Annotated in this window: 11 protein-coding genes; 9 read left to right on the forward strand and 2 right to left on the reverse strand. The window is 54.0% G+C overall.

Annotated features, from left to right (window positions below):
* Nucleotides 1–171 precede the first annotated feature (171 nt).
* From B5G27_RS08615 to metG, 7 genes are all read left to right on the forward strand, one after another.
* On the forward strand, nt 172–756 hold the full coding sequence (locus tag B5G27_RS08615; RefSeq protein ID WP_087178517.1) for a hypothetical protein: 585 nt from the start codon (nt 172–174) through the stop codon (nt 754–756).
* Nucleotides 757–867: 111 nt separating this feature from the next.
* Nucleotides 868–2,628 carry an ABC transporter ATP-binding protein gene (locus B5G27_RS08620; protein ID WP_087178719.1) on the forward strand — a complete coding sequence of 587 codons (1,761 nt, stop codon included), beginning with the start codon at nt 868–870 and terminating at the stop codon, nt 2,626–2,628.
* 68 nt (nt 2,629–2,696) lie between these two features.
* On the forward strand, nt 2,697–3,536 hold the full coding sequence (locus B5G27_RS08625) for an immunoglobulin-like domain-containing protein (RefSeq protein WP_087178518.1): 840 nt from the start codon (nt 2,697–2,699) through the stop codon (nt 3,534–3,536).
* A complete protein-coding gene (locus tag B5G27_RS08630; RefSeq protein ID WP_087178519.1) occupies nt 3,533–4,987 on the forward strand; it encodes a polysaccharide biosynthesis tyrosine autokinase in 1,455 nt (484 codons plus the stop codon). Before B5G27_RS08625 ends, B5G27_RS08630 begins: the two co-directional genes overlap by 4 nt.
* A gap of 4 nt (nt 4,988–4,991) precedes the next feature.
* Nucleotides 4,992–6,515: an AAA family ATPase gene (locus tag B5G27_RS08635; RefSeq protein ID WP_087178520.1), complete on the forward strand. Its 1,524-nt coding sequence runs from the start codon at nt 4,992–4,994 to the stop codon at nt 6,513–6,515.
* Complete coding sequence (locus B5G27_RS08640) at nt 6,454–7,233, forward strand: tyrosine-protein phosphatase (protein WP_143449669.1); 780 nt, start codon at nt 6,454–6,456, stop codon at nt 7,231–7,233. Before B5G27_RS08635 ends, B5G27_RS08640 begins: the two co-directional genes overlap by 62 nt.
* Before the next feature lie 498 nt (nt 7,234–7,731).
* Nucleotides 7,732–9,669: a methionine--tRNA ligase gene (gene metG / locus B5G27_RS08645; RefSeq protein ID WP_087178522.1), complete on the forward strand. Its 1,938-nt coding sequence runs from the start codon at nt 7,732–7,734 to the stop codon at nt 9,667–9,669.
* A 142-nt stretch (nt 9,670–9,811) separates the two neighbouring features.
* Here metG and B5G27_RS08650 read toward each other — a convergent pair whose 3' ends face one another.
* On the reverse strand, nt 9,812–10,903 hold the full coding sequence (locus B5G27_RS08650; protein WP_087178523.1) for a pyridoxal phosphate-dependent aminotransferase: 1,092 nt from the start codon (nt 10,901–10,903) through the stop codon (nt 9,812–9,814).
* Nucleotides 10,904–11,030: 127 nt separating this feature from the next.
* On the reverse strand, nt 11,031–11,897 hold the full coding sequence (locus B5G27_RS08655) for a DegV family protein (RefSeq protein WP_087178524.1): 867 nt from the start codon (nt 11,895–11,897) through the stop codon (nt 11,031–11,033).
* A gap of 261 nt (nt 11,898–12,158) precedes the next feature.
* Here B5G27_RS08655 and mgrA point away from each other — a divergent pair, with 261 nt between their 5' ends.
* Together mgrA and B5G27_RS08665 are read left to right on the forward strand one after the other, a co-directional pair.
* Nucleotides 12,159–13,148 carry an L-glyceraldehyde 3-phosphate reductase gene (gene mgrA, locus B5G27_RS08660; RefSeq protein WP_087178525.1) on the forward strand — a complete coding sequence of 330 codons (990 nt, stop codon included), beginning with the start codon at nt 12,159–12,161 and terminating at the stop codon, nt 13,146–13,148.
* A gap of 240 nt (nt 13,149–13,388) precedes the next feature.
* Entirely contained in the window at nt 13,389–14,684 is a 1,296-nt protein-coding gene (locus B5G27_RS08665; RefSeq protein ID WP_242958288.1) for an MATE family efflux transporter, read from the forward strand.
* Nucleotides 14,685–14,985: the final 301 nt, after the last annotated feature.

Raw genomic sequence — 14,985 nt, forward strand, 5'->3', positions numbered from 1 at the left:
GAGTTTACAGGAATACAAGGTTTAAATTGGAGTCCCTTTACCACTAATAAAAAGCACTCTCCTAATTTTACGGTAAGGACATTGGCAGAGAATAATATTTCTTATCATGGAATAGAAAATTATAAGATGATTTCAGGATATAAATATCTATTGCGATGCAATGGAGATATCATGCTTGCAGACAAAACCTGGGAACATGCGGTCATTCTCCCCTTGCAGGAGCGGACACACGCTGACAGTTTCCTCTGCCAGTTATTCTATACCCATGCCGTCCAGCGGCACATTATCTATCTCCACAGTTCCCTGATTGACTTCCAGGGACGCGGGCTCATGTTCTTGGGACCTTCCGGCATCGGGAAGACCACCCAGGCAGAGCTGTGGAATAAATATCGTGATGCCCTTATCATCAACGGCGATGTGGTCTTTGTCCAGGAGGCAGAAGATACATTTCTCGGCTGGGGAACTCCGTGGCACGGCTCGTCGCCATATTGCGAGAATGCAAGTGTTCCGGTACATGCGATGATCGTGCTGAAGCAGTCATCAGAAAATTCGATCCGGGAGCTGACCGGCTTTGAGAAAGTTACTGCAGTGTCAACCAGTGTTTTTTATCCGCGGTGGCTGGAAAACGGCATGGAGCTCTGCCTTGAGACGCTTGACCATTTCCTGAGCAGAGTCCCGGTCTATGAATTATCCTGCCGTCCTGATGAGGACGCGGTCAAACTCACAGAAGAGGCGGTCTTCGGATCGCGATTATAGCAGAGATCCCATCCTGTATCTGGGGGAGATGCAGAGCAATGAAGACGTTCTGCCGCCCGGCTGATGCGGGAAGGGGATTTTTTGTTTAAAGGGGAGTGTAAAAACATACATATGAGTGATGTGAAACGAATCATTCAGCGAATTAAAGAGGGAAGGCTAAAGCAGCTGATCGGTGAAGTGCTGTGGATGTATGCGTATGTGCGCAGGTACTGGCTGCTGATCGCGGTGTATGTCCTGCTCGGGGCTTCGGGTTCTGTGCTGGGGCTTGGGACCTCTGTGGTGAGCAAGGAGCTGGTGGATGCTGTGACCGGGGTGAATTCCCGGGGGATCGTGCAGGTGGCGTGCCTGTACGTGGGTGTAGGCGTGGGACAGATATTTGTCAACGCGGTGAAGTCCCGGCTGTCGCTCAAGGTGCGGCTGAAAGTGACGAATGAGATCCGGGCGGATATTTATGAGCAGGTGCTGCGCACGAACTGGGAGTCGCTTGCGAAATACCGCTCGGGAGACCTGCTCTACCGTGTCAACGGGGATGCGGGGATGGTGGCGAATACGATCCTGACATTCCTGCCGAATGTAGTGACGACACTGATCAGCTTCGGCGGCGCGTTCCTGATCGTGATAAAGAATGACCCGTGGATGGCGCTGATCGCCCTGCTGGGCGCGCCGGTCTCGTTCCTGACTTCCAGATATTCGGCGAAGCGGATGCGCCAGTTCCAGAGGGACAATCAGAACGTCGCGAGCGACCGCACGGTATTTGACCAGGAGACGTTCCAGAATCTCCAGTTCATCAAGGCGTTCGGCATGCTGGACCGGGTGACGGAGAAGTTCCACCGCATCCAGCAGGAGAGCGTGGACGTAGCGCTCAGGCAGAATAAATTCCAGCAGTATATGACTATCACGACGTCTCTCGTGGGGCAGGCGGTCGGGTATGCATGTTACGGGTTCGCGGCATTCCGCCTCTGGCAGGGGCAGATCAGCTACGGGACTATGACCATGTTTATATCCATGGCAGCATCCCTGAGGGGATCGTTCAGCGGGATCCTGAACCTGGCGCCAATGGTCATCCGCGCCGGGATCAGCGCGGAGAGGATCATGGAGATCACCGGGCTCCCGAGGGACTCTATGGCAGATAAGGAAGAGGCGGAAGAGATCCGGAAGCAGAGCCGGGAAAAGGGCGTTTATGTACATATGGAGAATGTAGACTTTGCCTACGAAGAAGACAAATGGATCTATCAGGGGGCGGATTTCCGGGCGGAACCGGGAGAGATCGTCGCCCTGATCGGGCCGTCCGGGCAGGGGAAGACAACGACGCTGAACCTGATACTCGGGCTGTATCATCCAAAGAAAGGAACGATCAGGGTGGGGAATCCGGGCGGAAATGAGCTCAGGGCGTCCTCTTCCACGCGCTGCCTGTTCAGCTATATCCCACAGGGGAATACCATGTTTTCCGGTACGATCGCGGACAATATGCGCATGGTGAAGCCGGAGGCTTCAGATGAAGAGATCCGATCAGCGCTGGAAGCTGCGTGCGCATGGGAGTTTGTCGGGAAACTGGAGCATGGCATGGACACAGAAGTGAGGGAGAGGGGGACCCGTTTTTCCGAAGGGCAGAAGCAGAGGCTGTCCATTGCCCGTGCCCTTCTCGCGGATGCCCCTGTGATGATCCTGGACGAGGCGACAAGCGCTCTCGATGTGGCTACGGAGAGGCGTGTGCTGCGCAGCATTAGCAGGATAGAGCCGAACCGGACCGTCATAGTGGCAGCGCACAGGCCCAGTGTGTTCTCTATGTGCAGCAGGGTCTATAAGGTAGGCGGAAGCAGGATCACAGAATTGGATGAACAGGGGATCCAGGAGTTCCTGGAGGCGTTTTGACAGGAAAAAACAGCAGCGGGAAACAGTGGAGAAAGAACTACAAGATCACAGCATAGGAGGAAGCGCGCATGAGGATTGTCAGGAGCATATTGATCGCTGTCAGTATCCTGTCCCTGGGGCTGTTCGGGATATCGGAACTGGTCCGGATCAACGGCAGGGATACAGAAGCGCCGGTGATCACCAGCGACAGGGAAGTGCTGGAAATACCGTGCGGATATACACAGGAGCAGCTTATGGAAGGATTGTCCGCTGAGGATGGGACAGACGGAGACCTGACCCCGGAGATCATAGCAGGGTCATTTTCCCGGTTTATCGATACAGGAGTGTGCAATCTTACTTATGTAGTGTTCGACTCCTCGGATCAGCCGGCAAGCCTGACCAGGAAAGTGAAATTTACGGATTATCATCCGCCCAGGTTCACACTGACTGAGCCTCTCGTGTTCTCGGAGCAGGAAGGGAGCTACACGGAAGCCATGGAGCGGCTCGGGGCACAGGACCAGCTGGACGGCAGCCTGAAAGAATGGATCACCCAGACAGATACGGATGTAAACTACCAGCGTGTGGGGGCGTATACGATGTCCGTGGAAGTGAGCAACAGTTTCGGCGATACATCGTCAGCGGCTCTTCCGGTGCATGTGGTGAGCGCGGAAAACCGGCGTGTGGATATTGCCCTTGCTTCCGGGATCGTATACGTTGGCGCCGGGGAGAGCTTTGATCCGGCAGCTTATATTTCAGGTGTGACAGCAGCGGACGGGACAGTCCTCGATGCGTCTGCAGTGACAGTGGAGTCTGCGGTGGATACGAATACTCCGGGGTGTTATGAAGTACATTACCAGGCCTTTGACGCCGGGGGGAATACAGGAGAGACGTGGATGACTGTCATTGTCGGAGAAGGAGGGACAGAATGAACGGAGAAAGATTCAGCCTGGCTGAGATCAGTGTCAGGGGCTTATGCATGGATCTGTTCAGGAATGCGTGGATGATCCTGCTCGCGGCGGCAGCAGTATGGCTTGCGGCGACAGGCTGGCATAATCTTACCTATCAGCCGGAATATACATCTTCCGCGACTCTTGTCGTCACGGTAAAGGGCAGCTCCAGTACATACAGTTCCCTTTCACTGACAACGCAGATGGCAGATGTATTCGGACAGGTATTCCAGAGCGATGCCCTGGCTGAGAAGATCGCGGAAGAGACTGGGGAGGAGATCGCCGGAAAGATCAGCTGTACTCCGATCCAGGAGACGAATCTCCTCGTGCTCAGCGTGACATGCCGCCATCCCAGGGACGCATATCTTTTTATCAACGCGGCGCTGGAACATTACGGGGAAGTGGCGGGCGATGTGTTTTCCAATGCTTCTCTCCGGACAGTACAGGAGCCGGAAGTGCCGTCCGCTCCGTCGAATACTTCGGCGGCCATGAGATACAGGTATCCTCTGATGGCGGCGGGGGCGGCAGGAATGGCAGCTTTGATCTGTCTGCTGTATGTGATGCGTTTCACGGTGAAGAATCCTCTGTGCGCACAGCGCCAGCTGGACGGGAAGGTCAGAGGCGTGATACCGTTTGAGCAGAAAGGGACAGCTCTCAGACAGAAGAAAAACCCGAAGGAAGCGCTGCTTTTGGATTCCCCGGTCGTGAGTATGGGATTCGCAGAGGCGGGGCGGCGGACTGCTGCGAGAGTTGAGTATCATATGAGGCGGCACAGGCAGAAGATGCTGCTCGTATCCAGTATCGCGGAGAACGAAGGAAAATCTACCGTAGCGGCAAATCTGGCGCTCGCTCTGGCGGAAAAGCATAAAAAGGTGCTCCTCGTGGATGGGGACCTGAGGAGGCCTGCCCAGCACAAGGTGTTTGAAGAGAAGGGGAAGGAAAGGTTCTCTTTCAGCCAGGTGCTCAAAGGAGAGGCTGACTGGAAGGATGCCGCCTTCTACAATAAGAGGAGTGATATTTGGGAATTGTTCCAGTTCCGCGCTGTCCGGGAGCCGGCAAGGATACTCAGGGAGGAGAAGCTGGAAGGACTCGCGGAGGAGTGGAAGCGGGAGATGGATTATATCATTATAGACTGCTCGCCCGTGGCAGTATCCGCGGACGCGGAAGTCTGGGTGTCTGTGGCAGATTCGGTCCTCCTCGTTGTAAGAGAAGACTGGGCGGATGTGCGGGTGATCAATGATGCTGTGGATATGATCAGCCAGAACGGGACGGACTTTACAGGGTTTGTGCTGAATGCATTCCACAGGGAATGGTCCCGGCCTGCGGGGCGGCAGGAGTATTCTTACGGCCGTGCGTACCGGAGCCAGGATATGCCGGGCGAGGGGCTGACAGGGCGGAGCGGGGAGCATACTGCCCGTGGAGAAAGAGGTTAGATATATGCAGGATCAGAGAAATCGGATTGATGAAAGAGAAGATGAGATGGAGATCGATCTCGGGCTGCTGTTTGCGGGAATGTGGAAGAATATCCGCAGGTTCTGGTGGCTGGCGCTGCTCCTGACTGTGGCTGGCGCCGCAGGGGTAACTGTATATCAGAGAGTATTCCATCAGCCAATGTATGAATGCAGCGCGACATTTACCGTTGCCACCGGGAACAGCGAGAACGGAAGCTACAGCTTTTATTATAATTCCAGCACAGCGGACCAGATGTCGCTGACATTTCCGTATATACTGGAGAGCAATTTTTTCCAGAGCGCGCTTATGGAGGAACTGGGGACCGATACGCTGAACGGGGAGATCAGCTCTGAGACGATCACAGATTCGAATGTGGTCACTATGCGTGTGGAAAGTCCTGACCCGGAGGATGCGCGGGCAATCCTGGAGGCAGCGCTGGCGATCTATCCGGAGACCGCGAGATTTGTCTTGGGAGATATCCAGTTCAATATGCTGGACGGCCCTGAGACTCCGGCAGCGCCTTTTAACCAGATGAGCGTACGGCGCTGCCTTCTCCTCGGCGGGGCCGGCGGGGCGGCTGTGTCCCTGCTGATCTTCCTGCTGATGTCGCTGTTCTGGAAAGCGGTGTGCAGCCCGGAGGATATGAAAAAGATAACGAGCCTGCGGTGTCTGGCGTTTATCCCTCATGTCCGCTTTAAGGCAAGGAAGAAGCTTGACGATACGCGGCTTTCTCTGCTGAACGAAAAGCTGCCGTTCGGATACAGGGAGAGCATACGCTCTCTCCAGAAAAGAGTCGTAAAAAACCTTGAGCATATGGATGGGAAGATCCTTATGGTCACGAGTTCCACGGCGGGAGAGGGCAAGACGACAGTGGCCGTGAACCTTGCGCAGATGCTGGCGGCGGATGGAAGCAGAGTCCTCCTGATAGACGGCGACCTGAGAAAGCACGGGAGCGCAGGGCTCCTGGGAGTGAGCGGGAAGTACAGCCTGAAAGATGTGGCAGGTATGGACACGAAAAAGGTGAAAGCCGGAGAGCTCCTGGAAAGGATCCCCGGGAGTACGATGTGGCTGCTGGGAAACAATGAGGTCGTGAAACAGCCGGCGCCGGTCCTGAGCAGCAGGATGGTGAAGCTGTTTATCAGGGAGATGCGGCGGAAGATGGACTATGTCATCATAGACAGCCCGCCGTGCACGATGTTCCAGGATGCGGGAATACTTGCGGATCATGCGGACGCAGTCCTGTATGTGGTGAAATATGATGAGCTGCCCCTGCAGAAGATACAGGAGGGGCTTTCCTTCCTGGGAAGCCAGAGGACTCCGTTCACAGGATATGTCTTTAATAATTTCCCGGAAGGACCCGGCGAATATGGTTACAGCCGTTATGGGTACGGAAGGTACGGTTACGGAAAATACGGGTACGGCAGATATGGCTATGGGAAATATGGCTATGGAAGATACGGTTATGGAAGCGATGGAGATGAAACGGAAACAGAGGAGCAGGAGGATTGACCTGCACATGCATATCCTCCCGGGAGTGGACGATGGAGCGGAGACAATGGAGGATGCGGTGGAGATGGCGGAAATCTCTGTGCGCAGCGGCATTGGCACAGTGGCAGCCACACCGCACGGAGATTTTTCCCGCTGGGATGCGATAGAATATATCAGGCTCTGTTCCGCGAAGCTGGATGCGCTGCGCTCTGAGCTGGCACGCAGGAAGATCCCTCTTAAAGTGGTGGGCGGGATGGAGCTCCTGGTAAATGAAGCGCTCATAAAGTGGGCGCGGGAGAACCGGCTGCCCGGGATCAACGGAAGCAGATGGCTGCTTGTGGAATTTTATTTTGACATCAGCTTAAGCCGTGCGCTGAGGATGGCGGATGAGCTTGCCGCACTCGGATACCGGCTGATCCTGGCGCATCCTGAGAGGTACGGACTGGCGCGGCGCAGCCCGGAAGATCTGAGGGCATTCTATGACAGGAATATCATACTGCAGGTCAATAAGGGCAGTATCTTACAGGAATTCGGGAGAAAGGCGTTCCGCGCTGCGGACTGGATGCTGTCCGCAGGGATCGCCGGCGCAGTGGCATCGGATGCGCACGACCCTGTCCTGCGGACGCCGGATATGGAGGATGCGGTGGATGTGCTGGAGATGTATTATGGAAGGGATGCGGCTGAGGTGCTGATGGAGAGAAATCCGGGGAGGATCGTGGAAAGCGCACCCGGCGCTTGACATTCCCCTGTCCATATGCTACCCTTTTTTACAGATCAAAATGATCCGAATATATTTTGAAACGCAATGACGAAGAGAGTAGTCTGCCGGAGATCTTACAGAGAATTCCCGGAGGGATACAGCGCACAGGCACGGCGTGCCGGTATATCAGCCGGCCGGGTACTGCAGCAGTATCCCGATGCTGAGAGGGACAGGTCGAACACAGATGAACATGGCTTCTGAGCAGCGCACCGAACGGCGGATATACAGTCAGACACAGCCAGAGAACAGGGCTGTTTATCGGGTATCTGCGGCAAGGCTGCGAAGGGTCCGCCCTTTACAGCGGGGGATGCAAGCGGCAGGCTAGCTGTGCGCGGGCACCCGGTGAGGCCTCTTCCGTGAGGGGGAGGCGAAGAGAAGTGGTAACACGGTAAATACCCGTCTTCTTACAGGTTAAGGAGGCGGGATTTTTTTCGCCATTGTAAGCCGGAAGTAATAAGGAAAGAGAGGAGACGCTATATGTCAGACAAACAGAAATACTACATTACAACAGCGATTGCCTACACATCAGGCAAGCCGCACATCGGCAATACCTATGAGATCGTGCTCGCGGACGCGATCGCGCGCTACAAGAGGAGCCAGGGATACGATGTATTCTTCCAGACAGGAACAGACGAGCACGGGCAGAAGATCGAGCTCAAGGCGGAGGAAGCGGGGATCACCCCGAAGGAGTTTGTGGACAATGTGTCCGCTGAGATCAAGAGGATCTGGGACCTGATGGATACTTCCTATGATAAATTTATCCGTACAACGGACGCGGACCATGAGAAGCAGGTGCAGAAGATTTTTAGGAAGCTTTATGAGCAGGGAGATATTTATAAAGGATATTATGAAGGCATGTACTGTACACCGTGCGAGTCCTTCTTTACGGAGTCCCAGCTCGTGGATGGCAAGTGCCCGGACTGTGGGCGCGAGGTACAGCCTGCGAAGGAAGAGGCATATTTCTTCAAAATGAGCAAGTATGCGGACCGTCTGATCGACTATATCAATGAGCACCCGGAGTTCATCCAGCCGGTGTCCAGGAAGAATGAGATGATGAATAACTTCCTGCTCCCGGGTCTTCAGGATCTGTGCGTGTCCAGGACGTCCTTTAAGTGGGGAATCCCGGTGGATTTTGACCCGAAGCATGTGACCTATGTGTGGCTGGACGCTCTGACCAACTATATCACGGGGATCGGGTACGATGCGGACGGGAACAGCACGGAGCAGTTTGAGAAGCTGTGGCCCGCGGACCTGCATCTGATCGGGAAGGACATTATCCGCTTCCATACGATCTACTGGCCCATCTTCCTGATGGCGCTGGGGCTGCCCCTGCCGAAGCAGGTATTCGGGCATCCGTGGCTCTTACAGGGCGACGGCAAGATGAGCAAGTCAAAGGGAAATGTGCTCTATGCGGACGAGCTGGTGGATTTCTTCGGGGTGGACGCGGTGCGCTATTTTGTGCTCCATGAGATGCCGTTCGAGAATGACGGTGTGATCACCTGGGAGCTGATGGTGGAGCGCCTGAATTCCGACCTTGCGAATACGCTCGGAAACCTGGTGAACCGTACGGTTTCCATGACGAACAAATATTTCGGCGGCACAGTGACGGATAAAGGTGTGGCGGAAGATGTGGACGCGGACCTGAAGGCAGTGATCGAGAATACGCCGAAGGCAGTGGACGCAAAGATGAACGACCTCAGAGTCGCGGATGCGATCACAGAGATCTTCAATCTGTTCAAACGCTGCAACAAATATATCGATGAGACAATGCCGTGGGCGCTGGCAAAGGATGAGGCGAAAAAAGACCGCCTGGAGACAGTGCTCTGGAACCTGATCCAGGGGATCTCAGCAGGTGCGCGGCTTCTGGAATCCTTTATGCCGTCTACGAGCAAAAAGATACTGGAGCAGCTCGGAGACGGGCATGTGACACAGAAACCGGAAATCCTGTTCCAGAGGCTGGACCTGGAAGAAGTGATGAAGAAAGTGGAAGAACTGCATCCGCACAAGGATGACGCGGCAGAGAACGGAAGCGGAGATGCGGCGGATGGCGCTGAGAAAGAGGATGCTGTGATTGACATCGAGCCGAAGGATGAGATCACTTTTGAACAGTTCGGGACCATGCAGTTCCAGGTGGGCGAGATCATTGCCTGCGAGGAAGTGAAGAAATCCAAAAAGCTTCTCTGCTCCCAGGTAAAGATCGGCAGCCAGGTGAAACAGATCGTGTCAGGCATCAAGGCGCACTATACGCCGGAAGAGATGGTAGGCAAGAAGGTCATGGTGCTGGTGAACTTAAAGCCCGCGAAGCTGGCGGGAGTACTGTCAGAGGGAATGCTGCTCTGCGCAGAGGACGCTGACGGGAACCTGTCGCTGATGGTGCCGGAGAAGGAGATGCCGGCAGGAGCGGAGATCTGCTGATTCAAAGTAGACGCACAGCAACCTTAAGGACGACAGGAGCGGACCGGCCGCAGAAATCGGATGGCTTGCGGATTGGCCTCAGAAATCAGACAGTTTGCGGACTGGCAGCAGAGATTGGACAGCTTGCGACCGGCTGAGGGGCTCAGACGGCCTCCAACACCTCAAGCAGCCGTGAGTTGTCCTCCGGCATCATAATACAGAATCGGACGAATTCCCCGTCCAGGCACTGGAAGGAGGAACAGTCACGGATCATCAGACCGCGTTTGATGCATGTCTCGAACACATCAAACGCGGTCTTTCCTTCTTTTAAGATCCTGAGCAGAAGGAAATTGGCATAAGGCGGATAGACCTTGTAAGCGCCCTGTTGTGACAATGCCTCATACATCCTGCTGCACTCAGTGAGCACCAGTTCCCTGGTGCGGTCGATATAATCCTTATCCTGGAACAGCAGCTCTCCGGCAAAGGCTCCGATACTGTTCAGCGACCAGGGAATCTGCTTTTCCTTCATCTTTTTGAGGAAGTTTTTGTTCCCGGTGACAGCATAACCCAGGCGCATGCCCGGAGCCGCGAAGAATTTGGATACACCGCGGAGGACGCAGAGATTGCCGAATTTTTTTGTAAACGGCACTGCGGTGACAGCGTCAATGTCCGGGGCAAATTCCACATAGGTCTCATCGATCATGACGAACACATCGTGATCTGCGCAAAATGAGAGCAGTTTTTCCATATCATCATGCAGGATCGCCGATGAGGTGGGATTATTCGGGTTGCAGAGAATGAGAAAATCATACCCGCCTTTATCAAGCACAGAACAGAAATCGTCCACGTCCAGCGCAAAGTCCTGTTCCTCCCTCAGATGATAGTATTCCTGTGTGCTCCCGGAAAAAGAAAGCTCCCGGGAATACTCGGAATAGGTCGGCCCGAGGATGAGAGTATGTTTTGGCGCCCGGGCGTCGATCAGCAGGGAGATCAGTTCGCTGGAGCCGTTCCCGGGGAGTATGAAGTCCGCAGGGATCTGGCAGTATGCGGACAGGACACTGCGCAGCGCAGTATAATCCCGGTCCGGGTAGGAAGAAAGAACATCCAGGTGCGATGCAAGCTCTTTCTTTACGGAATCAGACAGCCCCAGCGGGTTGACATTTGCCCCGAAGTTGGTGATGTCTTCTTTATTCAGATGATAGTATCCACAGATTTTCTCAATGTCGCTCCCGTGAAAAACAGGTCGTGTATTCATGTTCTCCCTTCCCTTCGTATAAAAACTCAGTATAAAACTCAGTGTAAAAGCATAAAACACAGTGTAAAAATCCAGATTGGAAAATCAACCTGAAAATTTAGTTTCAAAGCCTGGCGGAACCGTGCTGCTACATGGTCTCAAAAAGGATCCCCAGAGTATTCGGACCGCAGTGGCAGGAGATGGTACAGCTTGCTTTGGTCACATGGATCTCTTTAAATTTCATCGTCTCTTCAACTGTCTTCCGCACAAGGTCAATATATTCCTGCGGGATCCCGGAGTGGGTGATAAAGAGCAGGTCTGTATTGATGTCTGAATATTTCGCCAGCTCATCCTTTACATATTTTACAAGGACCTTGTCCAGTGAGCCCCGGTACTTTTTTCCGACTCCCATGCTCCCGTCCCGGTTGTCTACCTGGATGCATGGCTTTAATTTCAGCATATTGGCGCCGAGGGCTGCGACAGCGGAGCAGCGTCCGCCCGCGTGGAGAAAGGTCAGGGTATCAAGGATGAAGCTGGCGTGGCATTTTGAGGTCCGCTTCCGCAGTGCATCTGCGATCCCGGCTGCATCCATGCCCTGTTCGATCATCTTCCCGGCGGCAACGACTAGCAGGCCGGTCCCGGTGGAGAGATTGCAGCTGTCCACCACGTGGACATGTCCCAGCTCTTCTGCGGCAAGGCAGCAGTTCTGGTATACGCTGGAGAGCGCGTGCCCCAGATTGATGTGGATGATCTCGTATCCGTCTTCTACCCATGGGCGGAAATGGTCGATGTATTCCTGTACATTGACTGCTGCGGTTTTGGGGAGTGTTTTGTGGTCGTAATATTCCTGATAGATTTCTTCCGGTGTGATATCTACATTATCCCTGTACTGCTTTTCATTCAGTATGATATGCAGGGGAAAATAGTTGACATTATAACGTACTTTTAGTTCCTCATCCAGATCGCAGGTGCTGTCCGCACTCAGGATGATCTTCTGTGCTGTCTTGTCTGACATGGTCCAAACCTCCTGATGAAAGCATGATATATACGGTTCTTTGAAAGACAGTATAGCACGTTTTAAGAGAAAGGGGAGGGGCGAAATAAAACTTGTATTTCCTATATGCCGGTGTTACACTTTTTTAGTATGTTTGGTCCCTGCGCCTGTTTTTACGGTGGGAATCGAAGGGATAAAGAGAAGAGCTGCTGCATTAAAAGAACTGCGGCGCGTCAGTGCTCCCTAAATGAAGGGAAATTATATGGAAGGAGAATTTATTTTATGTACAGAGCATCAGAAAAGCGATATGAAAGAATGGCATATACAAGGTGTGGGCGGAGCGGGCTGAAGCTGCCGGCTGTGTCCCTCGGGCTGTGGCACAATTTCGGGGATACCGGGGTATATGAGAATATGCGGCAGATCTGTTTTACTGCATTTGACAATGGGGTCACGCATTTTGACCTTGCGAATAATTATGGCCCGGCGCCGGGAAGCGCGGAGAAGAATTTCGGCAGGATCCTGAAGGAAGACCTGGGACAGTACAGAGACGAACTCATTATCAGCACAAAGGCGGGTTACGAGATGTGGGACGGCCCTTACGGCGACTGGGGCAGCAGGAAATATCTCCTCGCCAGCCTGGACCAGAGCCTGAAAAGGATGGGGCTGGAGTACGTGGATATTTTCTACCATCACAGAATGGATCCGGAAACGCCGCTGGAGGAGACAATGGGCGCCCTGGCGCAGGCAGTGGCTTCCGGGAAGGCGCTGTATGCAGGACTGTCCAATTATGACGGAGAGACCATGAAAAAGGCGGCAGCTATCCTGGATGAGATGCACTGTCCGTTTATCATTAACCAGAACCGCTATTCTATCTTTGACCGTACCATCGAGAAGAACGGGCTGAAAGATGCGGCGGCAGAGACCGGGAAGGGGATCATTGCGTTCAGCCCTCTGGCGCAGGGGCTCCTGACCAACCGTTACCTGAACGGGATCCCGGCGGACAGCAGGATACGGACGGATGGAAGATTTCTTCATGCAGAGACACTGACAGAGGAGCGTCTGCAGCAGATCCGGAATCTCAACGGGATCGCGGCGGGCAGGGGGCAGACCCTTGCGGAGATGGCTCTGAGCTGGGTGTTAAAAGACGGAGCAGTGACAAGTGTGCTGATCGGCGCGTCAAAGCCGGAACAGGTGCTGGACAATATCAAAGCGATTGAAAACACACAGTTTACGGAAGAGGAACTGAAGAAGATCGACAGCGTGAGCATGTAGCGCGGCGGTATCTGGAAATAAACGGCAGTAAAATCAGGCAGAAAAGAGGCAGGGAGAATGGAAGAGCGGGATACGCAGGAGAAAAAGGCAGTGCAGGATCAGCCATCAGAGGCCATGGCGGCAGTACGGGATGAGCCGTCAGGGAACATGGCAGCAGCGGCGGATCAGCCATCAGGGACCAGGACAGCAGTACAGAAGCCGGGAAAGCGGGATCTGACGACCGGGAGCGTGACATCTACCATGCTCCTTTTTGCTGTGCCCATGATACTGGGGAATGTCCTCCAGCAGTGCTACAACCTGGCGGATACATGGATCGTGGGGAAATTTGTCGGGTCAGGGGCTCTGGCGGCAGTGGGGAGCGCCTATACACTTATGACATTCCTGACTTCTATCCTCACGGGCATGTGCATGGGCGGCGGCGCGCTGTTTTCTATCTGCTACGGCCGCAGGGATATCCGTAAGATGAAGGAATATATGGTGTCATCCTTTGTGCTGATCCTGGGGATCACCGCGCTTTTGACCGCGTTGTCTTTTGCATTCCTGCATCCCATCCTCAGGCTGATGCAGATCCCTTCGGATGTGTACGATATGATGTATGACTATATGTGGATCATCCTGTTCGGGCTGCCTTTTATCTTTCTTTATAATTATTTCGCATTCCTTCTGCGCTCAGTCGGAAATTCCGTGACTCCTCTGGTATTCCTCGGCGTCAGCACTGCGCTGAATATCGGGCTGGACTATGTGTTTGTGGCTGTCTTTGACTGGAATGTGGAGGGCGCTGCGATCGCGACAGTCCTTGCCCAGATCATATCCGGGATCGGAATCGCCGGATACAGCTTCGCGAAAGAGGAAGTGCTGCGCCTGAAAAAAGAAGAACTGAGGGTAAACGGCGGGCTCCTGGGAGAGATCTTCTCCTATTCCGCAGCGACCGGGATCCAGCAGTCGGTCATGAATTTCGGGATCCTCATGGTGCAGGGTCTTGTGAACAGCTTCGGGACCGCGGTCATGGCTGCGTTTGCGGCGGGAGTGAAGATCGATACGCTGGCGTATATGCCGGCGCAGGAATTCGGAAACGCTTATTCCATCTTTATCTCGCAGAATTACGGAGCAGGGAAAAAAGGCAGGATCAGGAAGGGCTCGAAAAGCGCGGTGGCCGTTGTGCTGGTATTCTGCCTGGCGGCATCTGCGGTAGTCTTTATCCTTGCCCGGCAGCTCATGGGGATCTTTATCGCGCCGGAAGAGACTGAGATCATTAACATCGGAGCCGGATATCTGCGGATCGAAGGGGCGTGCTACTGCGGGATTGGAATTTTGTTCCTGCTGTACGGATATTTCCGCGCGGTGGAAAAGCCGAAGGTTTCACTGCTTCTGACGATCATATCGCTCGGGACGAGAGTCGTGTTGGCTTACGCTTTTGCTCCTGTCTTTGGTGTGGGAGCAATCTGGTGGGCAATCCCCATCGGATGGGCGCTGGCGGACATGACCGGGGCGGTGCTTTTAAATCTGGATTTGCGGGGGAGCCGACCGATTGGCTGAATGTCCGAAAACCGTCGATGTGATCGAGGATGTTTTCGCGGCGGGCGGGGATATGGCGACGGTGATTTGGAGTAATCTGCCGAAACCTGAGCCATATCCCCGCCCACCGCGAAAGACTTTGCATCAAAGGGGACGGTTTTCTTCGCGCATCCGATCGGAAGGCCCCCGCAGGCAAATGCAGGATTTCTGAAATATCAGAACTGAAAAATGTACAAAATTGTTGTGGGTGGTTTGAGTAAAACTGCCCATAGTTTTTTCTGCCCGGATATGCTATGATTAAGTCCACCTGATCCCCGGTCAT

Origin of the sequence: Lachnoclostridium sp. An76, from assembly GCF_002161355.1 — a bacterium.
In the GTDB taxonomy this organism is placed as follows: domain Bacteria; phylum Bacillota; class Clostridia; order Lachnospirales; family Lachnospiraceae; genus Mediterraneibacter; species Mediterraneibacter caccavium.